At 68.0% G+C, this 24,258-nt stretch carries 26 protein-coding genes; 10 read left to right on the forward strand and 16 right to left on the reverse strand.

The genetic code is table 11. The features are described 5' to 3' along the window. Positions 1-2: 2 nt before the first annotated feature. Genes paaE through ACFQ9K_RS17330 form a run of 7 tightly spaced genes read right to left on the reverse strand, consistent with a single transcriptional unit; the run spans position 3 to position 5,277 of the window. Entirely contained in the window at positions 3-1,073 is a 1,071-nt protein-coding gene (gene paaE / locus ACFQ9K_RS17300) for a 1,2-phenylacetyl-CoA epoxidase subunit PaaE (protein ID WP_378716825.1), read from the reverse strand. A 2-nt stretch (positions 1,074-1,075) separates the two neighbouring features. Further along, entirely contained in the window at positions 1,076-1,582 is a 507-nt protein-coding gene (paaD, locus tag ACFQ9K_RS17305) for a 1,2-phenylacetyl-CoA epoxidase subunit PaaD (RefSeq protein ID WP_378716827.1), read from the reverse strand. Continuing rightward, on the reverse strand, positions 1,579-2,499 hold the full coding sequence (gene paaC / locus ACFQ9K_RS17310; protein WP_378716829.1) for a 1,2-phenylacetyl-CoA epoxidase subunit PaaC: 921 nt from the start codon (positions 2,497-2,499) through the stop codon (positions 1,579-1,581). Before paaC ends, paaD begins: the two co-directional genes overlap by 4 nt. A gap of 10 nt (positions 2,500-2,509) precedes the next feature. Then, positions 2,510-2,812 (reverse strand): 1,2-phenylacetyl-CoA epoxidase subunit PaaB, encoded by a 303-nt coding sequence (gene paaB / locus ACFQ9K_RS17315; RefSeq protein ID WP_378716830.1) that lies wholly within the window; start codon positions 2,810-2,812, stop codon positions 2,510-2,512. Then, entirely contained in the window at positions 2,809-3,759 is a 951-nt protein-coding gene (paaA, locus tag ACFQ9K_RS17320; RefSeq protein WP_378716831.1) for a 1,2-phenylacetyl-CoA epoxidase subunit PaaA, read from the reverse strand. The genes paaB and paaA overlap by 4 nt, the downstream gene beginning before the upstream one ends. A 22-nt stretch (positions 3,760-3,781) precedes the next feature. Further along, the gene (locus ACFQ9K_RS17325) at positions 3,782-4,561 is read right to left on the reverse strand and encodes an enoyl-CoA hydratase/isomerase family protein (protein WP_378716833.1); all 780 of its coding nucleotides are present in this window, start codon (positions 4,559-4,561) and stop codon (positions 3,782-3,784) included. Beyond that, positions 4,558-5,277 carry an enoyl-CoA hydratase/isomerase family protein gene (locus ACFQ9K_RS17330; RefSeq protein WP_378716835.1) on the reverse strand — a complete coding sequence of 240 codons (720 nt, stop codon included), beginning with the start codon at positions 5,275-5,277 and terminating at the stop codon, positions 4,558-4,560. Before ACFQ9K_RS17330 ends, ACFQ9K_RS17325 begins: the two co-directional genes overlap by 4 nt. Before the next feature lie 111 nt (positions 5,278-5,388). Between ACFQ9K_RS17330 and ACFQ9K_RS17335 the strand changes: the two genes are divergently transcribed. The 4 genes from ACFQ9K_RS17335 to ACFQ9K_RS17350 all read left to right on the forward strand — a co-directional run bounded on the left by ACFQ9K_RS17335 (position 5,389) and on the right by ACFQ9K_RS17350 (position 8,784). Next, entirely contained in the window at positions 5,389-6,000 is a 612-nt protein-coding gene (locus tag ACFQ9K_RS17335; RefSeq protein WP_378716836.1) for a TetR/AcrR family transcriptional regulator, read from the forward strand. Between the two features lie 104 nt (positions 6,001-6,104). Next, positions 6,105-8,144 carry a phenylacetic acid degradation bifunctional protein PaaZ gene (paaZ, locus tag ACFQ9K_RS17340; protein WP_378716837.1) on the forward strand — a complete coding sequence of 680 codons (2,040 nt, stop codon included), beginning with the start codon at positions 6,105-6,107 and terminating at the stop codon, positions 8,142-8,144. Beyond that, positions 8,141-8,452, forward strand: a complete 312-nt coding sequence (locus tag ACFQ9K_RS17345; RefSeq protein WP_378716839.1) for an EthD family reductase — start codon at positions 8,141-8,143, stop codon at positions 8,450-8,452. Before paaZ ends, ACFQ9K_RS17345 begins: the two co-directional genes overlap by 4 nt. Positions 8,453-8,481: 29 nt before the next feature. Then, a complete protein-coding gene (locus tag ACFQ9K_RS17350) occupies positions 8,482-8,784 on the forward strand; it encodes a hotdog fold thioesterase (RefSeq protein WP_378716898.1) in 303 nt (100 codons plus the stop codon). Positions 8,785-8,811: 27 nt separating this feature from the next. Here the strand turns inward: ACFQ9K_RS17350 and ACFQ9K_RS17355 are convergent, their stop codons facing one another. Beyond that, positions 8,812-9,093 carry a hypothetical protein gene (locus ACFQ9K_RS17355; protein WP_378716841.1) on the reverse strand — a complete coding sequence of 94 codons (282 nt, stop codon included), beginning with the start codon at positions 9,091-9,093 and terminating at the stop codon, positions 8,812-8,814. Between the two features lie 329 nt (positions 9,094-9,422). Here ACFQ9K_RS17355 and ACFQ9K_RS17360 point away from each other — a divergent pair, with 329 nt between their 5' ends. Beyond that, positions 9,423-10,121, forward strand: a complete 699-nt coding sequence (locus tag ACFQ9K_RS17360; RefSeq protein WP_378716842.1) for a GNAT family N-acetyltransferase — start codon at positions 9,423-9,425, stop codon at positions 10,119-10,121. Positions 10,122-10,154: 33 nt separating this feature from the next. On the opposite strand, the gene ACFQ9K_RS17365 is transcribed toward ACFQ9K_RS17360, so the two are convergent. From ACFQ9K_RS17365 to ACFQ9K_RS17375, 3 genes are read right to left on the reverse strand one after another with little or no spacing between them, the layout of a single operon-like run. After that, positions 10,155-11,552: a pyridoxal phosphate-dependent decarboxylase family protein gene (locus ACFQ9K_RS17365; protein ID WP_378716843.1), complete on the reverse strand. Its 1,398-nt coding sequence runs from the start codon at positions 11,550-11,552 to the stop codon at positions 10,155-10,157. 26 nt (positions 11,553-11,578) lie between these two features. Beyond that, positions 11,579-13,564, reverse strand: coding sequence for an asparagine synthase (glutamine-hydrolyzing) (gene asnB, locus ACFQ9K_RS17370; protein ID WP_378716844.1), 1,986 nt, complete (start codon positions 13,562-13,564; stop codon positions 11,579-11,581). A gap of 43 nt (positions 13,565-13,607) precedes the next feature. Next, positions 13,608-14,915 carry a glutamine synthetase family protein gene (locus tag ACFQ9K_RS17375; protein WP_378716845.1) on the reverse strand — a complete coding sequence of 436 codons (1,308 nt, stop codon included), beginning with the start codon at positions 14,913-14,915 and terminating at the stop codon, positions 13,608-13,610. A 318-nt stretch (positions 14,916-15,233) separates the two neighbouring features. On the opposite strand from ACFQ9K_RS17375, the gene ACFQ9K_RS17380 reads away from it, so the two are divergent. From ACFQ9K_RS17380 to ACFQ9K_RS17395, 4 genes are all read left to right on the forward strand, one after another. Then, positions 15,234-16,700 (forward strand): cytochrome P450, encoded by a 1,467-nt coding sequence (locus ACFQ9K_RS17380; protein WP_378716847.1) that lies wholly within the window; start codon positions 15,234-15,236, stop codon positions 16,698-16,700. A 70-nt stretch (positions 16,701-16,770) separates the two neighbouring features. Next, positions 16,771-18,042 (forward strand): family 1 glycosylhydrolase, encoded by a 1,272-nt coding sequence (locus tag ACFQ9K_RS17385; protein WP_378716899.1) that lies wholly within the window; start codon positions 16,771-16,773, stop codon positions 18,040-18,042. A gap of 108 nt (positions 18,043-18,150) precedes the next feature. Beyond that, positions 18,151-19,101, forward strand: a complete 951-nt coding sequence (locus ACFQ9K_RS17390) for a hypothetical protein (RefSeq protein WP_378716848.1) — start codon at positions 18,151-18,153, stop codon at positions 19,099-19,101. A 15-nt stretch (positions 19,102-19,116) separates the two neighbouring features. Next, a complete protein-coding gene (locus tag ACFQ9K_RS17395) occupies positions 19,117-19,452 on the forward strand; it encodes a hypothetical protein (RefSeq protein WP_378716849.1) in 336 nt (111 codons plus the stop codon). A 3-nt stretch (positions 19,453-19,455) separates the two neighbouring features. Here ACFQ9K_RS17395 and ACFQ9K_RS17400 read toward each other — a convergent pair whose 3' ends face one another. Next, the gene (locus tag ACFQ9K_RS17400; RefSeq protein WP_378716850.1) at positions 19,456-20,010 is read right to left on the reverse strand and encodes a TetR/AcrR family transcriptional regulator; all 555 of its coding nucleotides are present in this window, start codon (positions 20,008-20,010) and stop codon (positions 19,456-19,458) included. Positions 20,011-20,121: 111 nt separating this feature from the next. Here ACFQ9K_RS17400 and ACFQ9K_RS17405 point away from each other — a divergent pair, with 111 nt between their 5' ends. After that, the gene (locus tag ACFQ9K_RS17405; protein ID WP_378716851.1) at positions 20,122-21,003 is read left to right on the forward strand and encodes an oxidoreductase; all 882 of its coding nucleotides are present in this window, start codon (positions 20,122-20,124) and stop codon (positions 21,001-21,003) included. 11 nt (positions 21,004-21,014) lie between these two features. Here ACFQ9K_RS17405 and ACFQ9K_RS17410 read toward each other — a convergent pair whose 3' ends face one another. From ACFQ9K_RS17410 to ACFQ9K_RS17425, 4 genes are all read right to left on the reverse strand, one after another. Next, positions 21,015-21,611: a TetR/AcrR family transcriptional regulator gene (locus ACFQ9K_RS17410; protein WP_378716852.1), complete on the reverse strand. Its 597-nt coding sequence runs from the start codon at positions 21,609-21,611 to the stop codon at positions 21,015-21,017. 76 nt (positions 21,612-21,687) lie between these two features. Further along, complete coding sequence (locus ACFQ9K_RS17415; protein WP_378716854.1) at positions 21,688-22,845, reverse strand: alanine racemase; 1,158 nt, start codon at positions 22,843-22,845, stop codon at positions 21,688-21,690. 66 nt (positions 22,846-22,911) lie between these two features. Beyond that, positions 22,912-23,721 carry an SMP-30/gluconolactonase/LRE family protein gene (locus tag ACFQ9K_RS17420; RefSeq protein ID WP_378716855.1) on the reverse strand — a complete coding sequence of 270 codons (810 nt, stop codon included), beginning with the start codon at positions 23,719-23,721 and terminating at the stop codon, positions 22,912-22,914. Further along, positions 23,718-24,209, reverse strand: a complete 492-nt coding sequence (locus ACFQ9K_RS17425) for a cupin domain-containing protein (protein WP_378716857.1) — start codon at positions 24,207-24,209, stop codon at positions 23,718-23,720. The genes ACFQ9K_RS17420 and ACFQ9K_RS17425 overlap by 4 nt, the downstream gene beginning before the upstream one ends. Positions 24,210-24,258: the final 49 nt, after the last annotated feature.

Below are 24,258 nucleotides of genomic sequence, written 5' to 3' on the forward strand. Positions count from 1 at the left end.
GTTCAGCCGTCGAAATCGACGGTCAGGGTGTCGCTGAGGGGATAGGTCTGGCAGGTGAGCACGAAGCCGGCGGCGACTTCGGATTCCTCCAGCGCGTAGTTGCGGCGCATGTCGACGTCGCCGCGGGTGATCCTGGCGCGGCAGGTGCCGCAGACGCCGCCCTTGCAGGCGAACGGGAGATCCGACCGCAATCGCGCACCCGCGTCGAGCAGCGGCTGGTCCCGGGGGAGGGCGCCGGTCACCGAGCGCCCGTCGAGCGCGAGGGTGACTTCGCTGGTCGGACCGCACGTTCCGGGTTCGCGATGGAGCACCGGTGGCGGTGGGAGGTCGTCGACGTAGAACAGTTCGTGGTGGATCCGGCTCTGGTCGACGCCGAGCCCGGCGAGGACTTCCTGCGCGTCGGTGATCATGCCGTACGGGCCGCACAGCCAGAAGTGATCGATGCCGTCGATCGGCACGACGCTGCCGAGGATCGCGCGCAGCCGCTGCGCGTCCAATCTGCCACTGAACAACTCCACTTCGCGCGGTTCCCGCGACAGTACGTGGATGAGGTCGAGTCGCGGGCTGAATCGATCCTTCAGATCGGCGATCTCCTCGGCGAACATCACCGACCGGGCGCGCCGATTGCCGTATAGCAGAACGACTTCCGCTGTGGGATTGATGAGCACCGAGGCGGCGATGGAGAGCATCGGCGTGATACCGGACCCCGCCGCGATCAGGACGTGCCTGCCGCCCCGCGCCGGGTCGGCGGTGAATGTTCCGGTCGGTCCCCGCACGTCGATGATGTCGCCCGGAGTGACCTGATGGACCAGCCAGGACGAGAACACGCCGCCGGGTACCTCGCGAACGCCGACCCGCGGCGGCGCACCGGCCGGCGCGCAGATCGAGTAGGACCGGCGATGTTCGACGCCGTCGACCGTGCGCCGCAGCATCAGCGATTGGCCTGGGCGGAAGTCGAATTCGCCGGCCAGCCGGTCGGGCACGGCGAAGCGGACGGCGACCGCGTCGGCGCAGAGCCGCTCGACGTCGGCGACGGTCAGCGGGTGAAAAGCTCTGGCCCGCGCGGAGGTCATGCTCAGATCTCCTTCACATGGTCGAACGGTTCCAGGCAGTCCGAGCAGCGGTACTGGGCTTTGCACAGCGTCGCGCCGAACTCGGAGCGCAGGACGGTGTCCGGCGATCCGCAGCGCGGGCAGACGATGGGGCGCGGCTTGGGCGTGAGGGTCAGTGGGACGGGTCCCGCCGTGCGCCGCGGTGCCGGGCCCGGCACGGAATAACCTGCCGCGCTGAGCTTTCGACGGCCCTCGGCGGAGATCCAATCCGAGCTCCAGGCCGGCGTCAGGCGAGTTCTGATCTGCACGCGGTCGTATCCGTGTTGGAGGAGTTCGTGTTCGAGGTCGGCGCGCATGGTGGCCATGGCGGGGCAGCCCGAGTACGTCGGGGTGATGGTGACCAGCACACTCCCGTCGGCGCGGACCGTGACCTCGCGCAGCACGCCGAGGTCGTCCAGGGTCAGCGGTGGCAGCTCCGGGTCGGTCACCGACGCGGCGACGGCGCGGGCGCGCCACTGGCCGGCGCTCACCAGAGCCCCTCCGGGTGCGCGCGGGCGACGCTCTGCATGTCCGCGAGCAACGGGCCCATCGCCTCGGTGTGGATGCCGTGCCTGCCCGCGCGTCCGCCGACGGTGCCGACGCAGCCGGCCGGGGGAGTCAGTTCGGCGGCGTGCAGGACCTGGTCGAGCACCGCGTCGAATTCCGCACGGACGTCGCGCGGATCGACGCCGGCCGCGACCTTCGACAGAGCCAGCTCCTCGTCGGTGGGCACGAACAGTTCATCGACGTAGGGCCACACCCGCTGCAGCGCGGCGCTGGTGCGCTGCCTGGATTCGGTGGTGCCGCAGCCCAAAGTGACCGTCCACCGGGCCGCGTAGTCGCGGTGATAGGTCAGCTCCTTGACGCCCTTGTGTGCGACGGCGGCGAGCACCGGATCCCGGGCCGCACGGAGCCGATCGAAGACCGCGAGGCGCCAGGTCGAGAAGATCAGCAACCGGATCATCGACTTGGCGAAGTCGCCGTTGTCGAGCTCGCACAGGCGGGCGTTGCGAAATTCGTGCTCCGGCCGGAAGAATGCCAGAGCGTCTTCGGCCGGCACCGGGGACGTCTCGGAAATGAACGGCACCACCGAACCATCTGCCGCGGCGGCACGAGCCAGCAACAGACGCGCCTGTCCGAGCAGATCGAGGCCGACGTTCGCCAGCGCGACCTCCTCTTCGAGTTCCGGTGCACGCGTAGACCATTGGGCGAGTCGCTGGGCACTGATCAGCGCGTCGTCACCCAGCATGAGGCAGTACCCGGCGAGGGCGGGCAGGTCCACATCGTCGGGCACCGTGGTGTCCACGCCGGCCAGCGGGTCGTCGAAGCCGGTGCCGAACGCCCACTGCCCGTGGGAATCCGCGTCGACCAGGCCGTCGTAGGCGTTGGGTTCCGCTGCTTCGGTCATCTGCGCCCCCTCACATGTGTGGCACGTTGTCGGGGATCGCGTAGAACGTCGGGTGTCGATACACCTTGTCGCCGCTGGGCGCGAAGAACGGATCCTTCTCCGCCGGGCTCGACGCGATGATCGAGGCGGACCGGACCACCCAGATGCTCACCCCTTCGTTGCGGCGGGTGTAGACATCGCGCGCGTGACGCAGGGCCATCTGGTCATCGGCGGCGTGCAGCGATCCGACGTGCACGTGGTTGAGGCCGCGCTTGCCGCGCAGGAAGACCTCGTACAGTGGCCAATCTGCCTTCACCGCAACGGGTTCGGTCACGATGCCGCCTGCTCGCGGGCCGCGAACGCGATGGCGGCCGAGCGCACCCACGCGCCGTTCTCGTGCGCGGCGCGACGGTTGGCGATCCGCTCGACGTTGCACGCGCCGTTGCCGTTGAGCACGGCCATGAACTCGCCCCAGTCCGGCTCGCCGAAGTCGTGCGCCGCGCGCCGGGGGCACCACTTCAGTTCCGGATCCGGGAAGGTCACACCCAGCGCCTCGGCCTGCGGAACGGACATGTCGACGAACCGTTGGCGCAGTTCGTCGTTCGTGTGCCGCTTGATCCCCCACTTCATCGACTGCTCGGTATTCGGCGACTGGTCATCGGGTGGGCCGAACATCATGAGCGCGGGCCACCACCACCGGTTGACCGACTCCTGCACCATCGCGCGCTGCGCGTCGGTGCCGCGCATCATCGTCATCAGCAGCTCGTACCCTTGGCGCTGATGGAACGACTCCTCCTTGCAGACGCGGATCATGGCGCGGGCATAGGGGCCGAACGAGCTGCGGCACAGAGGAACCTGGTTGCAGATCGCGGCACCGTCGACCAGCCAGCCGATGGTCCCGACGTCGGCGTAGGTGAGCGTCGGATAATTGAAGATCGAGGAGTACTTCTGCGTGCCCGCGAGCAGCTGAGCGGTCAGATCGCCGCGATCGGCGCCGAGGGTTTCCGCCGCGGCGTACAGGTAGAGGCCGTGGCCCGCCTCGTCCTGCACCTTGGCCATGAGGATCGCCTTGCGCCGCAGCGACGGTGCGCGGGTGAGCCAATTGCCTTCGGGCTGCATACCGATGATCTCGGAGTGCGCGTGCTGGGCGATCTGGCGGATCAGCGAACGGCGGTAGCCGTCGGGCATCCAATCCCGGGGTTCGATGCGCTGCCCGTCGGCGATCGTCTCGTCGAAAAGGGTCTGTAGCGGGCCCGTTTCGGATGCGTGTGCGGTGGACATCTGCTCTCCTTGCCGAATGTGCCTAAGCGCCGGTGAAAGCCGGTTTTTCCTTGGCCAGGAAGGCCTTCACCGCGGCTCGGTGATCGTCGGTGCGGCCCAGGTGCTGCTGCGCGGCGAGTTCGCGGTCCAGGGCGGCGGACAGTCCGGACGCCGACGCGGCGACGAGTGCCTTCACCCGGCGGTAGGCCGTCGTCGGGCCTGCCGCGAGCTGCTCGGCGAGATCCGTTGCGGTCGAGTGCAATTCATCGTCCGGCAGGACGCGATGAACCAGTCCCCAGTCGAGCGCCTGCTCGGCGGTTACCCGGTCGCCCAGCAGCATCAGTCCGGTGGCCCGGCTGCTGCCGAGGGCTTCGACGAGCGCGTAGCTGAGGCCGGAGTCGCTGGCCAGGGCGATGCCGGTGAACGCGGTCGCGAACGTCGTCCTGGTTCCGGCCACGCGGATGTCGGCCGCCAGCGCGATGCCGAACCCGGCGCCAACGCAGGCGCCCGGGATCGCGGCGACGATCGGCACTTGCACCGACTTCAACGCGCGAATGAGCGGGTTGTAGTGCGTGCCGACGGTGTCCATGGCGGTCGTCGGATCGGTCTCCAGTGCGACGGCGTGCTCGCCGAGATCCTGACCGACGCAGAAGTTCCGGCCCTCGGCGGTGATCAGGACCGCGCGCACGTCCGGATTCTCGGCGGTCGCGGTCACCGCCTCGAAGAACGCCAGCTTCGTCGGGATATCGAGGGCGTTGTGCGCCGCCGGCCTGGCCAGGGTGATCGTGGCGAGTCCGTGCGCGGTCTCCAGGCGAACTGTCATCGTTGCTCCAGAAAGGCGGTCATCCGTTGGTGTTTGTCCTCGGTGTCGAACAGCACGGCCTGCGCGAGATCGTCGGCCCACGGGTGCGCGCCGGGGGCGTCGATGACGGTCTTGGTCAACCGCAACGCGAGCCGGGACTGGCGGGTGATGCGATCGAGGAGCCGATGCGCCGCTGCCACATGATCCTCGGCGACGTCGAGGACCAGGCCGGTGCGCAGCGCGGTCTCGGCGTCGAGGGTGCGCCCGCCCAGCAGGATCTGTTTGGCGATCGACATGCCGAGCAGCGACGGCAATCGGTAGCTGGCGCCGGCGGCGGCCATGATGCCGAGGCCGGGTTCCGGGTTTCCGAATACCGCTGTCGGAGTGGCGATTCGGATATCGCACGCGTAGGCGAGCTCGGCGCCGCCGCCGAGCGCGTAGCCGTTGACCGCCGCGACCGTGGGCAGCGGCAGCCGCGCGACGCGGTCGAACAGATTCCGGTTGATGCCGGTGAGCGCGTCGTCGCGGGTACGCATCCGCAGCTCGTCGATGTCCGCGCCGGCGGCGAAGTCGTCGCCGCGGCCGGTGAGCAACAGCGGCTTGGGGTTTCGCTCGATGGTCGCGCAGACGTCGTGCAACGCGCCGATCATCCGCGCGTTGATGGCATTTCGCTGTGCGGGCCGGTCGAGGGTGACGACGAACCGGTCCGGCAGTTCTGTGACGGCGACGCTAGGCACAGTGCTCCTCCACCGTTGTGTGCTTCATTAATAACCGAACATTCGGTAGGTTGGCAAGAGTTCATCGGTGCATTGCGCTGGCCGATTCCGGGAACTGGGAGGATGTGGGGCATGACGAACGCACGCGTGACGCGCCGGACCGGACTGCCCGGGCGTCCGGGATACGACCTGGACTCGCTCCTGGCCGTCGCGGTGAAGGTGTTCAACGACAAGGGTTACGACGGCACCAGCATGGACGCGCTGGCGCGCGGGCTCGGCATCACCAAGTCGTCCATCTATCACCACGTGTCCGGCAAGTCCGAGTTGCTCGAACTCGCGCTGAACCGGGCGCTCAACGCACTGTTCGCGGTCACGACCGAGGAGCGGGCGATCACCGGGCCGCACATCGACCGGCTCGAATACCTGGTCCGGCGCAGCGTCGAGATCCTGTGCGCGGAATTGCCGTACGTCACGCTGTTGCTGCGGGTGCGCGGGAACACCGCGGTGGAGCGGCGCGCGCTGGCCCGGCGGCGGGAGTTCGACGATTTCGTCAGCGGGCTCGTGGTCGAGGCCGCGGCCGAGGGGGATCTGCGGCCGGGGATCGATCCGGCGCTCACCGCCCGGCTGGTGTTCGGCACGGTCAACTCGCTCGTCGAGTGGTACCGGCCGCGCGCGGGCGGGTCCGCGACGGATCTCGCCGATGCCGTCGTCGCGCTCGTGTTCGACGGTCTGCGCCGCGCCTGAGCGACGCTCGGGGCCCGTCCCCGCGGGGATCGTGGTGCTTGACAAGGCTCGCCGTCCGAGGGGATCGTAATTACCGACCGAACGTACGGTGGGACGGAGACCTCGTGAGCCGACTGTTGGAGAGCTATGTCCAAGGGCACTGGGTTGCCGCGGCGGGCGCGGGCACCCCGCTGCTCAGTGCGATCGACAGTGTCGAGGTGGCCCGGATCTCGTCCACCGGACCGGATCTCGGCGGCGCGGTCGATTACGCGCGCACGGTGGGCGGCCCCGCGCTGGCGCGGCTGACCTTTCACGAGCGGGCGGCAAAGCTGAAGCAGCTCGGGCAAGCGCTGCTGGCGGGCAAGGACGAGTTCTATGCGATCTCCCGGCTGACCGGTGCGACCAAGCGCGACTCGGGCATCGACATCGACGGCGGTATCGGCACCGTGCTCAGCTACGCGAGCAAGGCGCGCCGCGAATTGCCCAACGACACCGTGTATCTCGACGGTGCGGTCGAGCCGCTCGGCAAGCACGGAACGTTCTTCGGGCAGCACATCTACACCTCGCGGCGCGGGGTCGCGGTGCAGATCAACGCGTTCAACTTCCCGGTGTGGGGGTTTCTGGAAAAGCTCGCGCCCGCGTTCATCGCCGGGGTGCCCTCGATCGTGAAGCCGGCCAGTCAAACCGCGTACCTGACCGAGCTGGTGTTCCGGCGCATCATCGAATCCGGGGTGCTGCCCGAGGGTTCGGTGCAGTTGCTGTGCGGTGGCGCCCGTGGGTTGCTCGACCAGCTCGGCGGCCAGGACTCCGTCGCCTTCACCGGATCCGCGGACACCGCCGCGATCCTGCGCGCGCATCCCCATGTCGTCGGCGAGGGAGTGCGGTTCACCGCCGAGGCGGATTCGCTCAACGCGTCGGTGCTCGGTCCCGATGTGGCGCCGGGCGATGCCGAATTCGAGCTCTACATCAAGCAACTCGTCAGCGAGATGACCGTCAAGGCGGGGCAGAAGTGCACCGCGATCCGGCGCGCCTTCGTACCCGCGGCCGTGGTCGAGGACGTGATCGAGGCGACGAAGGCGCGGCTGGCGAAGGTCGTCGTCGGCGACCCGGACGCCGACGGCGTCACCATGGGGGCGCTGGCCAGCGTCGAGCAACGCGACGAGGTCGTGAAATCCATTCGGGGACTGACCAAATCGGCGACCATCGTGTTCGGTGACCCGGAATTGGTGGAGGTGGTCGGGGCTTCCGCGGCGGCGGGGGCGTTCATGTCGCCGATTCTGTTGCGTGGCGGGGACAAAGCGGCGACCGAGCCGCACGAGATCGAGGCGTTCGGGCCGGTGTCGACGGTGCTCGGCTATGCCGACACCGACGATCTGATCGAGCTCGTCGCCCGGGGAAAGGGAAGTCTCGTCGCCTCGGTGGTGACGAAGGATTCCGCGGTCGCCAGGAAGATCGTGCTCGGGCTCGCTCCGTACCATGGGCGGGTTCTGGTGCTCGACAGCGAGGATGCGCGGGAATCGACGGGACACGGGTCGCCGCTCGCGGTTCTCGTGCACGGCGGTCCCGGTCGAGCCGGCGGTGGTGAGGAACTGGGCGGCATTCGCGGGGTGCTGCACCACATGCAGCGCACGGCGGTGCAGGGGACGCCGAATGTGCTTACCGCAGTAGGGAACAGGTGGGTCAAGGGCGCGGACCGGGTGATCGGTGAGGTGCATCCGTTCCGGAAGGACCTGGGCGAGTTGCGGCTCGGCGATACCATCGTCGGCGGTCCGCGTCCGGTGAGTCGCGCCGATATCCAGCACTTCGCCGAGTTCACCGGTGACACGTTCTACGCGCACACCGATCCTGCAGCGGCGGCGGCGAATCCGCTGTTCGGCGGGATCGTGGCGCACGGCTACCTCGTCGTCTCGCTCGCCGCCGGGCTGTTCGTCGATCCGGCGCCCGGTCCGGTGCTGGCCAACTTCGGGGTCGACAATCTGCGGTTCCTGACACCGGTGCGGGCCGACGATTCGCTCACCGTGACCCTGACCGCGAAGCAGATCACCCCGCGCCAGAGCGCCTCGTATGGCGAAGTCCGTTGGGACGCAGTGGTTGTCAATCAGAAAGACGAGGCCGTCGCGACCTACGACGTGCTGACCCTAGTGGCGAAACCGGAGGAATCATGACCTATCGTATTGCCGTCTGCTACGGCAAGCCCGAGAACCCGGCGGAATTCGACAAGCACTACACCGCCGTCCACATCCCGCTCGCCCGCGCGGTCCCCGGTCTGACCGAATTCACCTGGGGCAAAGTAGCTTCGGTGGATAACGGCGAGCCGCCGTGCTACGCGGTGGCCAGTCTCTATTTCGCCGACGAGCAGGCGCTGCGGGCGGGCATGTCATCGCCCGAAATGGTCGCCGCGGCAAGGGATCTGCGCAACTTCGCCACCGGCGGCGTCACCATGTTCACCCAGGAGGAACAATCCGTCAGGTGAGTGCGCCGGGTCTGCGCGCCGCCAGGGAAATGTTCGAAGCCGACGAGGCATCGATGCTCAACGGCCACCGCATCACCCACGGCGGCTACGTCTTCACCCTCGCCGACACCACCTTCGCCCTCGCCTGCAACACCCACGACGACACCGCCGTAGCCGCCCGTGCCGACATCCGCTTCCTCCGCCCCACCAAGCTCGGCGACATCCTCATCGCCGACGCCGTCGAGCGAGCCCGCTACGGCCGCAACGGAATCTACGACGTCACCGTCACCACCGGCGACCAGGTGATCGCCGAGTTCCGCGGCGACAGCAGAACCATCCCCGCCCGGGAGTAACCCGGCGAGCCTCGATGCCCGCGACGTCTAGTCGATCGGCATCTCTCCCCGGGCTTTCAGCGCGGCGAGGAGGTGCGGGGGTGTGAGGTCTTGGAGTATTGCCAGTGCACCCATGCCTTCGTAATGGGCTGCCGAGGTGGTGAATTCGTCGTCGAGGTGCACGTCGGCCGCGCGCAGTCCGGCGGGGAGGCGTCGGATGACGTCGGTGATGGCCGGGGAGGGGTGGTAGTCGTCGTGATCGCGTTCGGGTGGGGTGCCTGCCACGATGCCCGTTCGGATGCAGGCGGGGGCCGGCGCACCATCCGCCACCGATCGCGCCGTGGGCACCGCTGCTGGCAGTGGTCGGAAATGGTTCGACGGGGTTGTGGGGGCGTGACACAGTGGGGACTGTGGTGGACGACGAGGGGGTTAGTGCGGGGGACCTGCGGTTGATGCAGGGGTTGGCGCAGCGGGTTACTGCGGGGCGGCCGGAGTTGGTGAATGATGACGCTACGTTCGGGGAGTTGGCCTGGAACTGGGGGAAGGGATTGGTGGCGGAGGGGGCGAGTTGGCGGCGTCGGTTGTGGTTTTCGGGCGGGGATCTGGTGGGGTGGGGGTGGGCGCAACTTCCGCGTCGGGTGCGGCGCAGTGATGGGTCGGTGAAGGACGTCGCCGGGGCGTACCTGGTGTATCAGGTTGATCCGGACCATGCTGAGCTGGTCGACGAGGTGATCGGTTGGTACGAAGGGGTGGCCGGGGGCGTCGAGCGCACGGTGATACCAAGTGCCGCAGACGAGTTCGGCGTGCGACGGTGGTTGGCGCACGGGTATGTGACCGATCCGGCTTCGCTCGGTGACTTGGGATCCTGGACTCAACTCAACGAGCGGGACCTCGTGGATGTGCAGGAGCCGGTGCTGCCGGCGGGATTTCGGTTCCGCACGGCGGAGCAGGTCGGGCCGGAGGCGGTGGTCCAGGCTCATGTAGATGCTTGGGCCCCTTCTACTTACACGGCGGCGAGCTATCAGGGCGTCCGGCAGACAGCGGCGTATCGGGGGGATCTGCACCTGCTGGTGGAGGCGCCGGATTCGACGATGGCGGCCTCGGCGATCATGTGGCTCGACGAGACGAACAAGACGGTCGAGTTCGAGCCGGTCGGAACGCATCCGGCATACCGGCGCCGGGGATTGGCGCGCGCGATGCTGCTGCACGGGATGCGGCTGGCCCGAGCGGCCGGCGCCACGCATGCGACGGTCGCCTGCCTGGGCGCACCCGGCCATCCCGCGGCACGTGAGCTGTACTACGGCGTGGGATTCCGCGAACTCGTACGCGACGCGCCGCTGATCCGGACCGTGGGCTGAAGACCACTCCAGCCCAACGGTTTCGGTTGATCGTCATGCCTCGGCGACCTCCGCGATCACCTCCAGCAGCTCGGTCAGGGTCTGCCGATCGGTGTTCGGTGACATGAGCGACGCGCGCAGGTAGGGACGCCCGCCAAGCTGGAACGACGACAGGTAGAACCGCCCGTCCTGGATGAGGCGAGCGCGCAATTCGAGCTGCCGGTCACCCCACGGTTCGTAGCGGAAACAGAGGATGTTGCTGTGCGGCTGATAGGGAGCGGTGAAGTCGGGACGCTCCTGGATGAGCCCCCACAGTTCCTTGGCGAGGTCGTACTGCCGCTCTACATACGAGCGCAGGGAGGCCTCGCCGCGGTAGGCGAGTGTGAGCAGGATCTTCAGCCCGAGCGGCGATTTGGAGGTTTCGAAGGTGAACTGCCCGGGATCCACCTCTTCGGCCTCGGGCCGGTAGAGGTAGCTGGCGTCCTGCTTGAACATCGTGTCGAGATAACGCTTTTCGCGAAACAACACGCCCGTGCACAGCGCCGAGGTGCGCAGCATCTTGTGCCCGTCCCACACCGTGGAGTCGGCCCGTTCTATCCCGGCGAGCAGCTCCCGCAAGCGCGGCGAGATCAGCGCGGACGCGCCGTGCGCACCGTCGACGTGGAACCACAGATCGTTGGCCTCGCAGAACTCCGCGACCTCGGCGATCGGATCGTATAGGCCGGTCCCGGTAGCACATCCGTTGGCCACGACGGCAATCGGGCGCCGCCCCTGCGAGCGCGCGTCGGCCAGTGCGGGCCCGAGCCCGGCCGGATCGATCCGGCCCAGCTCATCGGTCGCGAGCGCATAGACCCCGCGTTCACCCAGTCCCATCACCGCGGCGGCCTTCCGCACGGAATAGTGACTGGTGGCCGGCGCGAACACGACGAGATCGCCGGAATTCCCCTCCCGCCACGCGGTGGCGTCGGCGTGCGAGCGGGCGGCGAGCAGCGCGGTCAGATTCCCGAGCGATCCGCCGTTGGTCATCGCGCCGATACCGGTTCCGCCCCAGCCGACGTTGTCCAGCATCCACCGGCACACCGCCCGGTCCACGGCCGCGGCGGCCGGGGCCAGCTCGTAGACCAGCGGGATGTTGTTGGTGACCGCCTGCAGGATGTCGGCGACCACGCCGGGTGTATCCGAGGGCGCGATCTGATGCGCCATGTACCCGGGATGGTGATGGCTGGCCGAGATGTCGCTGTAGGTGGTGACGAAGGAGAGCAATTCGGGCAGCGTCATCCCGCCCTCCTCGACCCACCGGCTGAGCTCGAGCCGCTTCGCCACGGTATCGATGTCGGCGGACGAGACCACCTCGCCCGCACCGGTCCGCACGGATTCGATATGGGCGGTGAGGGTTTCGAGCACCGCCGTCCCGACCTCGCGCACGTCGTCGACCAAATCGACAGGGAGCATGATGATCCTCTCGTGGTTGCAGTCGATCAGCGCGCGGCCGTGCCGACGGGATCGAGATCACCGTCGATGTTGCGCATCATGATTCGGTCGATGTCGACATCGGGTATCTGGAAGTCGTGGATCAGGAACTCCTCCATCAGCAGCACGCTGAGCAGGTGCACGTATGCGTCGCCGTACGGATACAGGATCCGCGTGGTCGCCGATTTCGCCTTCTCCACCAGCTGATTCACCGCCTCGGGCACCAGGAAGCCGACCCGGCGAATGGTGGACGGAGCCAACACGGCCGACACCCAGTCGTCGCCATCGGGCAGCAAGGCTCCGGAGCCGGGCACCCGCATGCCGAACTTGGGCCGGTCGACGATCTCGCGCGGCAGCCGATCGGCGTAAGCCGCACGCAGGATGTGCTTTTCGCGCGCTCCGTTCAGCTTCCATTCGATCGGGAGCGACGCCGCGTACTCGACGACGTTGAAATCCATGAAGGGGTAGCGACCTTCGACGCCGAAGCCGGTTCCGGCGCGGTCGCCGAGACAGGTCATCCCGTAGCCGATCAGGAAGGTGTGCATGTCGAGCAGCATCGATCGATCGACGGCCGGTCGCTGATCGAAGTCGGGGAAGTCGGCGCGCAATCGGCGCAGCAGTACGGCGTGGTCGTCGAGCATGCCGCCGGGTGCGTCGATGAGCTGGTCGACGGGTTCGGTCTCGAATCGCCGCAGATGCGCCCCGAGGGCGAAATCGCGGTCGGCGCGATCGGCGTAGAACTGGAAGATCGCGGTGGTTTTGGTGGCGTCGCTGTAACGCATGTCGTTCAGCGTGGGCGCCAGTTCCTCGGCCGCGCCCGCGAAAGACCCTTGCCGCAAACAACGTTCGAGAATCGTCGCCTCTTTGGCGATGTCGTAGCCGGCCAGGAGTTCGTCCGCTCCTTCGCCGCCGAGGATGACGCGCACGCCGGCCAGGCCCACCTGCTCGGCCAGCACGCCGTAGGCGACCGGTGCGGTGAAGTGCAGCGGTTGTTCGCACTGTCGTACGACATGCGGGAACCGCTCGCGAACCTGCGCGCGGGTCACCGGAATTCGGGTGTGCCGGCTGCCCAGCTGGTCCACCATCGCCTTCTGGTAGGGCCATTCGTCCACCGGGCTGTCCGCCGCGTCGATGGAGAACGTGGTGAGCGGCTCGTCGATCAGCTCGTTCATCACCGAGGAGACGACCGCCGAGTCGATGCCGCCGCTGATATAGGTGCCGAGCTCGTAGTCGGTGCGCAGGCGCAGTCGGATCGATTCCCGAATGACTTCGCGCAGGCCGCTTTTCGCCTCCTCGAAGGACTTCGGCGGCGGGCCTGCGGGCTGCCGGGCGATGCCGTGGTAATACTTCGACAGTTCGGCTTTGCCCTCGCGAACGGTCAGGACATGGCCGGGCGGGATGGCGTCGATGCCGGTGAAGCAGGTCTCGCCGGGGACCGGGCTCCAGTACCGCATCGCGCGCCGCACCTTGTCCGCGGCGAGCTCGCGCGGCACACGGGGGAAGGCGAACAGTCCTTTGATCTCGGAGGCGAAGTAGAGCGTGCCGTCCTGCTCGGTGTAGAAGAGCGGGCGCTCGCCGAAGCGGTCGCGGCCGAGAATCAGCTGCCTCTCCCACTTGTCGTAGAAGACGAAGCCGAACTGGCCGTTCAGGCGCAGCAGGGCGTCGTGTCCCCAATACGCGAGGGAATGCAGCAGCACCTCGGTGTCGGAGTTCGTCGTGAAGCGGATCCCGTAGGTCTCCAGCTCGCTGCGCAGTTCGAGGTAGTTGAAGATCTCCCCGTTGAAGCCGGCGATGTATCGATGGTCCGGCGTCACCATGGGCTGCTGGCCGAGCCTCGGGTCGATGACCGAGAGCCGGACCGTGCCGAGGGTGAACGCCGCGCTGTCGTAGAGGCCTACCTCGTCGGGGCCGCGGTGGGCGATCGCCCGGATTCCCCGCCGCACCAGATCCAGCCGCTGGTCTTTCCGTAATCCGCTGTCAATGAATCCGACCACGCCACACACGAATGTCTCCTAATCCCTGCCGACTACAGATCAACTACACCGAATCCAGATACCGGTTGCGCTCCCATTCGGTTACTTCGCGCTGGCCGGCCGCGGCCTCGTTGGCCGCCACCTGGCACAGGTTCTGCACGGTCGCCGCGCCGAGGGCGCGCCGGGCGAATTCGCTCTCGCCGAAGCGGGCCACCGCCGCCCAGATGTTCGTGGGCAGCGGTGAATACTCCGCCGAGATATAGGAATTCGCGGCGGGCGGCGCCGGTTTCAGCTCCTCGGTGACGCCCGCGAGGCCCGCCGTCAGCTGTCCCGCGGCGAGCAGGTACGGATTGGCGTCGGCCGCCGCGATGCGCGTCTCCACCCTGGTGCCATTGGCGTCGCGGACGAGGACCCGCACGGCGGCGCAACGGTTGTCGAGGCCCCAGGAGAGATTCGTCGGCGCGAACGAATGGTCCGCGACGCGCTTGTAGCCGTTCGGGGTGGGCACGGCCACCAGCTGCAGCTCGGCCGCGTACTTCAGCAGACCGGCGACGTAATTCTCGCCGACGCTGCTCAGCGAGCCGGTGTCCCTGTCCCAGAACGCATTCTCCTTCTCCCGCCACATGCTCTGATGGATGTGCAGGCCGCTGCCGGAGAGGTCGCCGAACGGCTTCGCCATGAAGGTCGCGCGATATCCGTGCCGCGGTGCCAGCTGCTTGACCGCGTACCGGAAGAACAGCAAGCTGTCCGCCGCGGTGAGTGGATCCGACGGCGTGAGGTTGATCTCCACCTGGCCCGGTGCGTACTCGGCGCCACACGCCTCGACCTCGACGTCGGCGCTGAGCAGCATGGCGCAGACCTCGTCGAGAAACGGCTCGAGGTAGTAGTTGTCGTGCAGGCTGTACACCGGGTTGCGATCGCCGTGCGGGCGCAGGGTCTGCCCGTCCAGGGCGTAGAACTCGGTCTCCATGGCGATGTAGGGGGAGAGGCCGGCCTGCTCGAGTTCGGTTACCGTCCGGCGCAACACGTTCCGCGGCGAGATCGCGGCGAGGTTCCCGGCCGCGTCGATGACGTCGCAGAAGACCAACGCGGTCTTCGGTTTCCACGGCACGAGCCGCAGTGTCGACACATCGGGGCGCAGGAAGATGTCGGGATATCCATTGGCCCAGCTGTACTCCGGGGTCTCGATCACGTCCATCTGGTAATCCCAGGCCAATACCGCCGAGGACAGGCCGACCGCATTCGACATCCCGTTGGCCGAGAACGATTCGACCGGAATTCGTTTCCCGCGGATCGCGCCGGTCATATCCGGGGTGGCGAGCTCGACCATGGTGATCGAATGCTCTTTCAGGAATTGCTCAACCGCTTCCATCTGAATCCTCTCACCCCCCGGCGGCACGACTAGTTTCCGCGACTTGTTCGGGTGGGCGGCGGCTTGGCGGCTCGGTCCGGCCTGCGCGGCGGACGATGCGCAACCGGCTTGGCGTGCAACGCATCCCACCCGCGTGGCAGGTCCCTACCGGCATCGTCGCACATGGGTTCAGTCTGGCAGCCCGGCCGGCCATCCGGCATGCCCCGGATGGGGGGTTGCAAATCGGATATCCAGCGGTGATCTTGGTGAAAACGACGTAACATCCAGATTTCCTCACCAGTAACCCATTTCGTGCCGGACATATGGGAAGCGAAGACCGTGACTGACACCTCAACCATTGTCGATGCCGTGGCGGAACCGCGGCAAGCCCCCGGTCCGACGGGCAGGGATGCCCTCCGGGTGATGGCCGAAATGCGCCGGGATCCGTGTGTGGCGTTCCAGAATCTCATCGCGCGGTACGGCAACGTCGTTCGTCTGGATGTCGCGGGACAGAAGCTGTTCCTGGTCAACGACCCGGAACTCGTCGAGGCCGTTTTCGTCGGACGGCAGGCTAACTACGTCAAGACCCTGAACGCCAAGGTCGCGGCCATGGCGCTGGGCAACGGGCTGCTGACCAACGGCGGCGACTCCTGGGCGCGGCAACGCCGGATCATGCAGCCGCTGTTCGCGCGCCGGCAGCTGGACCGTTTCGTCGAATACATGATCACCGCGGCCGAACGCACCCTGCTGCGCTGGGAAACCCGTTCCGACGGAGACCAACTCGACGTATCGGTCGCGATAAACGCGCTGACCCTGGACGTGACCGGTCCCGCGCTGTTCGGCACCGACCTGTCCGACGACGCCGCGCACGTGCACGAGGCACTCGTCGAAATCCTGCGCTGCGTAGGCAAGGCCATGACCTCGCCGCTGACCTGGCTGCCCGCCCGGCTTCCCGGTGTCTCCCCGGATCTGGCGCTGCGACTGCAAGCGCCGCGCTGGCGCAAGCTGGACGCGGCGGTCGGTGTGCTCGATGATGTTGTCGCCCGGCTCATTCGGGAACGGCAGGACTCCCCGCAGGATGACCGGCACGATCTGCTCGGCCTGTTGCTGGCCGCCCGCGACGAGGCCGGGGCATCGGCGATGAGCGCGCGCCAGGTCCGCGACGAGCTGGTGACCTTCCTGCTGGTCGGTCACGACACCACGGCCTACTCCCTGGCGTGGACGTTGCTGCTGCTGTCCAACCATCCCGAGGTTCGCGAGCGGCTCATCGCCGAGGTCGACACCGTTCTCGGCGGCCGCCGACCCACCCCGGCCGACCTCGACGACCTGACCTGGACCTCGGCCGTCATCGAGGAGTCGATGCGGCTCTATCCGCCGTCCTGGCTGATCGAGCGGCAGGCCGCGGCCGACGACGTGCTCGGCGGCTACGCCATCCCTGCCGGCGCGACCGTGTCCGTCGCGCCGTATCTGCTGCACCACGATCCGAAGTCCTGGCCCAACCCGGAAGGCTTCGATCCCCGGCGATTCCTGCCTGAGAACCGGCCCTTCATCTACCCGGCCGTCGGCGCGGAGACGAGCCGCCCACGGTTCGCGTACCTGCCGTTCGGCGCAGGCCAACGCCAATGCATCGGACTCGGCTTCGCCCGGGTGCAGGCCAAACTCATCCTCGCCATGCTCACCCAGCGCTACACCTTCGATCTAGCACCCGGCGCCCGCATCGTCCCCGAACCGACCCTGACCCTGCGCCCACGCGACGGACTACCGATGATCCTGCGCCGCAGAACGGTTTCACCCCAGGGGGAGTGAGCGCCCCTGCTCCGCCAGCTCGTCGGCACCGGGCGCGGTCGGTTCGGCGGCACACTGCTGGGCGTTTCGAATCGTGCCCCTGTGGTACACAGAAGATGTGGCGCGGGATGATGGTTCACCCCAGGCGGTGGCTCCGCTGGGGGCCGATTTCCTCTGGGGTGTGGCAACCTCCGGATTTCAGTCCGAAGGGCATGCGCCGGATAGTAACTGGTTGCGCTATATCGAGCGGTCGGGCTTCGAGCCGCTGGGGAATTCGATCGATTTCTACTCTCGTTACACCTCCGATATTCCGCTCGCCGGTGCGCTGGGGGTGCGGGTGTTCCGGATCAGCGTGGAATGGGCGCGGGTGCAGCCCCGTCAGGGGGAGTGGGACGAAGCCGCCCTCTGCTTCTACGACGCCGTGCTCGACGCCATCGTGGCGGCGGGTATGCGGCCGATGATCACCCTGGACCACTGGGTGTATCCGGGCTGGGAATCCGATCGCGGCGGCTGGAACAATCCGGGCATGGTCGAGGACTGGCTGGCCAACATGCGGGTGGTGGTCGACCGGTTCGCCCCGCGAAATCCGTTGTGGGTCACCGTCAACGAGCCGGTCGCCTACATCGTCTACGAGATGCGGTACACCGGGGTCGAGGCGCAGGCCATCGAAGAGCGGATCGCGGCCGTGCACAACGCGAGCTACGACTACATCCATCGGGTGCAGCCCGGGGCGATGGTGACCTGCAACGTCGGGTACGTGTCCGGGCGCGAGACCGAGGTGAATCAGCCTATGGTCGACCGCATCTCGGGCAAGCTCGACTACTTCGGCGTCGATTACTACTTCGGCGCGGACGATCCGGACGAGCCCGCTCCCGAGGATCGCCAGATCTGGGAACTTCCGTTGCAGGCCGAGGGTGTCTATTACGCCCTGCGGCACTACGCGCGGCGGTACCCGGACAAGCCGCTCTATGTCGTCGAGAACGGAATGCCAACGGAGAACGGGCAACCCCGCCCCGACGGCTACGACCGCGCCGACTATCTGCGTGATCTCGTCTACTGGCTGCAACGCGCCCGGATGGACGGCATGAACGTGATCGGTTACTGCTATTGGAGTCTCACCGACAACTACGAATGGGGTTCCTACACACCGCGTTTCGGCCTCTACACGGTCGACGTCCGCACCGATCCCGACCTGGTGCGCAGGCCGACCGACGCGGTCGGCGCCTACCGCGACATCGTCCGAGCCGGTGGGGTACCGGCCGCCTATCGCCCCACCCGCCCGCCGCTGGCCTGCTCCTACGTCGACCCGCCGAGCAGCTGCACGGACCCCGTCACCCTCCCGGACCCGGCCGCACGATCGTAACCCGGACCGAATTTCCGGCGGCTGTACCGCGCCACGGATCGCGGGCTTGTCCGCCGGCGTCGCGGAAGCGGAAAATTGGTCACCGACAACGCTTCAGTGGAGGCAATAATGGTCGATTCACTTTTCGCGGACGTATCCGAATATCAGGTACCGGTAGACGACTCGTATCCGTATCAGATCTTCTCGCTACGTTCCAACGACGGTACCTATCGGGACCACAATTTCGCTCAGAACTACGCTTGGGCGGCCGCTGCCGCGGACTCCGGCCGGATCTCGTGCTTCATCGTCTACCTGTACTGGCGGCCGAATTGGCTCGAGACCGTCGACACCCATCGGTCGATGATCGGTCAGGCCGGTGGACCGCACCCGAAGATGATCGCGATGGTCGATGTGGAATCCGGCGGCAACCCCGGCGGCGACCAGTCCGACGGCATCAACCGGGCCTACTGGCGGCTGGTCGACTGGCTCGGCTCGACCCAGCGGGTGATCGGGTACGCCAACCGGTCCGACTTCAACACCATGTGGCGGGTCCGCCCGGACGGGCTCCGGGTGATCGGCGCGGGCTACGGCAGCAACCCCAACCTGCCCGGCCAGATCGCTCACCAGTACACCGACGGACGCGGCTACGGCGGCGGATTGCCCGAGGGCGCACCGCCATTCGGCAACTGCGACATGAACGCCGCGGACGGGTACTCGCCGGAGGCGTTCGCCGACGCCTGCGGGGTCGGGTCGGTCGCACCGGATCCGGTCGGCGACATGTGGATCGACTTCATGGGCCTCGGCGGTAACGGCTGGCCGCAGCTGGCCGGGCACACGCTCGTGGACGGTGTCGCGTTGGTCGGTGAAACGCTCGGTATCCGGGGGTTCGCCGTGCCACCGGGGCCGACCCAGGTGCCGCTGCCGCGCGACACCGAGGCCCGCATCCGGGCCGAGTGGATTCAGCTGCGCGGCCCGCGGGGCGAGGGCTGGCCGCAATGCGGCGGACTGTCGCTCGTCGACGCCATCGCGGCGATCGGCGAGAAACTCGATATCCCCGGTTTCGAACGGCCCACCCGATAGTTCGATCGGAGCGACATGGCAACCATCTCTTGCACGAACGGTCATTTCTTCGTGGTCACCGACTGCGTGTCCCGGGGCGAGGCGGCGGCTGTCGCCGACGCGTCCGGCGGCAGCCTGGCCGAGCTCACCATCGACAGCCTCGCCGAAATCAGCTTTGCCGAGGGCGCGTTCGCGGACATAAAACCCTGTGCCGCACCGAATTCCGGGCTCATTGCCTGGTTCGACACCTTCGACGGCGGCGTGCCGGAGGGCACCGTCTACGCCATCGCCCTGCCCACCGGGCAGGTCATGAACGTCGCCGCCCATCGGGCGGCGGCCTGGACCGGATTCGTCCTCGCCGAATCACGCTGAGTATCAGCTGTTTCGGCGGATGCCGCGCAAGAATGTGGTGAGCAGCCTGCGGCAGGTCTCGTCCCAGTCGGGGTCGGTGGGGCGCGGCTGGGTGACCAGTGCGCCGAAGGCGACGATGTCCTGATGGGTGGTGTCCGGCCGCAGGGTCCCGTCGGCGATGCCGCGGTCGATGACCCGCTGCACGAAGTCGTGGATCTCCTCGCGCAGGGCCTCGGTCTCCGGCGCGGTGACCGGGGGCCCGCCGTGCAGCGGCAGGACCAGCTCGTTCCGCTGACTGATCGCGGCCTCGATGAACAGCTGGAGGCAATCGGCCGCGGTCGTGCTGTCCCGTTCGGCCGCACGCGCGTTGGCGAGCACCTGCTCGAACGAGCGGTGGGTGAGCTGGCTGAGTAGGTCCTCGCGCGTGGCGAAGTGCCGGTACAGCGTGCCGATACCGACGCCGGCCTCGGCGGCGATGGTCGCCATCGGAACCCGCAAGCCGTCGCGATAGAACGCGGCGGTCGCGGCGCGGAGCAGTTCCTGCTGATTGCGCAGCGCGTCTCGGCGCAGATCGGTCATAACCCTCATTGAACCCGCTGCCCTACGCCTCCGCAGGAACTCCGGCGCATCGGCTGACGTGACGGCCATGTTGGCGTTGACTACTATGTAGTCGACGCCTACATTGGCGATATGACCGATCACAGATGGACCTCTAGCGATCTACCTTCCTTCGCGGGACGTCGAGTCGTCGTCACCGGTGCCAACAGCGGGCTCGGCCTGGTGGTTACCCGGGAACTCGCCCGCGTGGGCGCGCACGTCGTGCTCGCGGTGCGCGATGTCGAACGCGGGCGCGCGGTGGCCGGGCAGATCGACGGCAGCACCGAGGTGCGCGCCCTCGACCTGGCCGACCTGGGCTCGATCCGGCGCTTCGCCGACGAATGGACCGGCGAGCTCGACGTCCTGGTGAACAACGCGGGCATCATGCTGGTCCCCGCGGGCAAGACCAGGGACGGGTTCGAAAGCCAAATCGGCACAAATCATTTGGGCCACTTCGCGCTGACCAACCGGCTGCTGCCGCACCTCACCGACCGCGTGGTCACCGTGTCCTCGCACGCGCACCGCCGCGGCACCGTCGAGCTGGACGACCTGAACTGGGAGACCCGTAACTACAGTGCGGCAGGCGCTTACGCCCAATCCAAGCTGGCGAACCTGCTGTTCACCCTCGAGTTGCAGCGTCGATTCACGGCGGCCGGCTCGTTGCGGGCGCACAGTGCCCACCCCGGTTGGGCCGCGACGAATTTGCAGAGCCACTCGGGCAGCCGGCTGCTCGACGGCGTGATGCAGATCGGCAACAAGCTGTTCGCGCAGGACGCGGCCGCCGGAGCGCTGCCCACCCTGTACGCGGCCAGCCAGGACCTGCCGCCGGCCAGCTACATCGGACCCGGCGGGCCGTTCCAGCTTCGCGGCAACCCGATCGTGGTCGGCCGGTCCGCGGCGGCCAAAGACGCCGAAAAGGCCAAGCGGCTATGGGAATTGTCCGAGCGGCTGACTGGCGTGCCGTCGCCGGTGTGAGTGCGACGGCGTCAGTCGCGTGGGCGCAGCCCGTGCATGAGTCGCGCGACGGTGTCGGCCAGTAGTTCGTCGGAGTTCTCCGCGCTGACGAATCCGGTGCCGACGAACGTGGCCAGGCCCTGCAGCGCCGCGACGGCAGGCAGGCCGATCCGGATCGGGTCGCCGGCCGCGACCTCCCCGCGCGCCTGCCCCTCGGCGATGGCGGCCATCGGTACCGCGAACGCGCGCTCGGCGGCGGCGGCCATGTCCGGGCCGGAATCGGGGCTGTGCTTGCGGGTGAACATGACCGCGAGCAGTTCCGAATTCTCGATGGCGAAGGTCAGGTAGATCCGCGCGATCGCGAGCATGCGCTCCGGGAAGGTGCCCTCGGTGCCGGCTTCCCGGTTCAGCTCGGCGAGACGCTCGAACCCGCTCAGCGCGAGTGCGTCCAGCAGGGCCTGCTTGTCCCGGAAGTGACGGCTGGGCGCGGCATGGCTTACTCCCGCGTCGCGCGCGAGTTGCCGCAGGGACAGGCCGTCGACGCCGGATTCGCGCAGGGTTTCCTCGGCCCGCTGCAACAGTTCCGCGCGCAGGTCACCGTGGTGGTACGAGCGTTTACGGAAGCTCACAGCGCACCCGGGGTACTCGGCATACGACACAGTGTAGTCGGTGGCTACTTTGTAGTCGGCGCCTGCAACGCCGGGTCTATTGCGATCGGCCGCGGGCGTGCACGGGCCAGAGGTCGACGAGCACGTCGTCCTCGACGACGTGGATGACGTCGTAGCGGTCGACGGTCGGATCGCAGTGCGGGGGCAGCAGTTCGATGTGGGTGCCGAGCCGCGGACGGTCCGCCGCGTCGGTCAGGACGAGCCCCTGTTCGTCGCCGTACCAGCGGTATTCGCCGAGGTCGGTGCCCGGACGATCGGCGTCGGTGGCGAATGCCTTGAGCCCGGCGTCGATGGTCAGCGATGCCGGTTGCGCGGCATTGATCACGGTGGCGCCGATGAACAAGGCGTGTTCGAGGCTGTCGAGCCAATCGCTGCGCACCACCCGATATTGCAGATCCAGCACCGTGTACGAGCCGGGTTGTAGCTCGTTCAGTACACCGATCGCGAGATCGGCGTCGAGGGTGCCGGTGCCGCCGCCGGTCCGAACGGTGGTGTCGTGGCCGTGCCGGTCGAGCAGCTCGATCACGGCACCGAGCCTTCCCATGCCCGCGGCGACCGCCGCATGCCGTTCCGCCGCGTCGGGGAGGTGTTGCCAGAGGCCGCCGTAGCCCTGGACGCCACGCAACCGGAGCCGAGGCGACGCCTCGATCGCCGCGGCCAGTTCCAGTGCGGCGGCCGGCGTCGGTACTCCGGTGCGGTGCATGCCGACGTCGACATCGATGAGCACATCGATGTCCGTGCGGGCGGTGGCGGCGAGCGCGGCGGCGTTGTCGGGATGATCGAGGGTGACGGCGACCGCGGCGCCGGCCGCCGCCAGATCGGCGACCCGGGCCGCCACTCGCGCACCGACGATGGGCGAGGTGATCAGCAGGTCCTGGATTCCGGCCGCGTAGAGCGCTTCGGCCTCACCGACTTTGGCCACGCAGATGCCGACGGCGCCGGCCGCGAGTTGTCGCCGGGCCAGATCAGCGGACTTGTGCGTCTTCGCGTGTGGCCGCAGCGCGACCCCGGCCTCGCGGCAGCTCGTGGCGGCGCGAATCAGGTTGCGGTGCATGGCCGCCCGGTCGATCACCGCCGCCGGAGTCGGAATCGCCCGGCGCGAACCGGGACTGCCGATCAGCTCGAGCGCCTGACGGATGACCGGGCGATCGGCCAGGGCACCCAGCCTGACGCGTGGATCGGCGACGGTACGCATGGCGCTACGCTACCCGACTGCCGGGATGGGATCGCCGGGGTGTAATAGCCTCGGCTGCCGCGCATTTCATGGCACGGGTATGCGGGCGGCGGGTATCGGCAACCCTGCGTGCCCGACGGAACAACTGAGCAGACGTCCGGCCGTGGTGATGTAGAGCGTGTTCCGGTCGAAGGCCAGGGACGAGACGAAACCGTCGGGAAGGTCGATGACCGTGTCGAGGGCGCCGTCGGGGTCGAACCGTGCGATGGCGCTCGCGCTGCCGAGCGCGACCCACACGCCGCCGTCCGCGTCCACCGCCAAGCCGTCGCAGTCACCGCGCGGCGCGGTAGCGAATACCCGGGTCTCGCCGTCCCGAACCGCGAGCACCCGGCGCTCGGCGAATTCGCAGACGTAGAGCGTCTGTTCATCGGGGGCGAACCCTAACCCGTTGGGCCATCGGATATCCGACGCGGCGGTGCTGACCGCGCCGTCCGGATCGATCCGCAGAACCTCACTGGGCCCGGCGGTCTCGCCGCGCTGCGGATTATGCCGCAGTACACCGACATACAGTGAGCCGTCGGGGCCGACGGTGACATCGTTGAATCCGGTCGCGCCGTCCACGGCCAGGATCGGCCGCAATCCGTCACCGCCGGCGTAGGACACGTCGCGTCCGGTCAGCAGCAGACCGCCCGCTGCGTGCCGGGCCAGGCCGCCGATGCCTCGACGCGACTCGACCACGGTGGTGGCCCGCCCGTCGGCGTATCGGTACACTCCGCCGCCGGTGACGTTCGAGAACAGCACACTGCCATCCGCTTCCAGCACCGGCGCTTCGAGAAGCCCTGGCGCGGAGTGCAGTTCGGTCGGCTCCGCACCTTCGCGATGGTGATCCGGTGTCATGGCTGCCGATGAATCGGGTCGATCCACAGGACGGTATCGGGCTGCTCCACCGCATCGATGTCGAGATTGACGACGACGGCCTCGCTGTCGCTGCGGACCAGCACGCATTCGAGGGGTTCGTCGGTGCTCGCGTTGATTTCCTGGTGCGGGACGTAGGGCGGGACGAAGATGAAGTCGCCGGGTCCGGCCTCGGCGACGAACTCGAGTCGCTCGCCCCAGCGCATGCGCGCGCGGCCGCGCAGGACGTAGATGACGCTTTCCAGCGCGCCGTGATGATGCGCGCCGGTCTTGGCGTTCGGATGGATGGTGACGGTGCCCGCCCAGATCTGCTGGGCACCGACGCGCGCGGCGTCGATCGCCGCCGCGCGGTCCATCCCCGGGGTCTGGGCGGTGTTCGAGTCGAGCTGGTCCGCCTTGATGACCCGCACGCCGTTGTCCCGCCACGCACCGGCCGCCGACGAGTTCGGCTGTGGTTCCTCCGCTGTCACGAGTCGACCTCCTGGTTCGAGCTCGAATTCTATCGACGGCGGTGCGGAC

The organism is Nocardia sp. NPDC056564 (assembly GCF_042793755.1).
Classification (GTDB): Bacteria; Actinomycetota; Actinomycetes; order Mycobacteriales; family Mycobacteriaceae; genus Nocardia.

Bases quoted from the DNA above. Each gene is read 5' to 3' on its own strand.
- ACFQ9K_RS17415 (WP_378716854.1), bottom strand. From the start codon at position 22,845: ATGCGTACCGTCGCCGATCCACGCGTCAGGCTGGGTGCCCTGGCCGAT.
- ACFQ9K_RS17405 (WP_378716851.1), top strand. From the start codon at position 20,122: ATGACCGATCACAGATGGACCTCTAGCGATCTACCTTCCTTCGCGGGA.
- ACFQ9K_RS17420 (WP_378716855.1), bottom strand. From the start codon at position 23,721: ATGACACCGGATCACCATCGCGAAGGTGCGGAGCCGACCGAACTGCAC.
- paaE (WP_378716825.1), bottom strand. From the start codon at position 1,073: ATGACCTCCGCGCGGGCCAGAGCTTTTCACCCGCTGACCGTCGCCGAC.
- paaA (WP_378716831.1), bottom strand. From the start codon at position 3,759: ATGTCCACCGCACACGCATCCGAAACGGGCCCGCTACAGACCCTTTTC.
- ACFQ9K_RS17350 (WP_378716898.1), top strand. From the start codon at position 8,482: ATGTTCGAAGCCGACGAGGCATCGATGCTCAACGGCCACCGCATCACC.
- ACFQ9K_RS17400 (WP_378716850.1), bottom strand. From the start codon at position 20,010: ATGACCGATCTGCGCCGAGACGCGCTGCGCAATCAGCAGGAACTGCTC.
- ACFQ9K_RS17390 (WP_378716848.1), top strand. From the start codon at position 18,151: ATGGTCGATTCACTTTTCGCGGACGTATCCGAATATCAGGTACCGGTA.
- ACFQ9K_RS17335 (WP_378716836.1), top strand. From the start codon at position 5,389: ATGACGAACGCACGCGTGACGCGCCGGACCGGACTGCCCGGGCGTCCG.
- paaC (WP_378716829.1), bottom strand. From the start codon at position 2,499: ATGACCGAAGCAGCGGAACCCAACGCCTACGACGGCCTGGTCGACGCG.
- ACFQ9K_RS17395 (WP_378716849.1), top strand. From the start codon at position 19,117: ATGGCAACCATCTCTTGCACGAACGGTCATTTCTTCGTGGTCACCGAC.
- ACFQ9K_RS17365 (WP_378716843.1), bottom strand. From the start codon at position 11,552: ATGCTCCCTGTCGATTTGGTCGACGACGTGCGCGAGGTCGGGACGGCG.
- ACFQ9K_RS17345 (WP_378716839.1), top strand. From the start codon at position 8,141: ATGACCTATCGTATTGCCGTCTGCTACGGCAAGCCCGAGAACCCGGCG.
- ACFQ9K_RS17375 (WP_378716845.1), bottom strand. From the start codon at position 14,915: ATGGAAGCGGTTGAGCAATTCCTGAAAGAGCATTCGATCACCATGGTC.
- ACFQ9K_RS17325 (WP_378716833.1), bottom strand. From the start codon at position 4,561: ATGACAGTTCGCCTGGAGACCGCGCACGGACTCGCCACGATCACCCTG.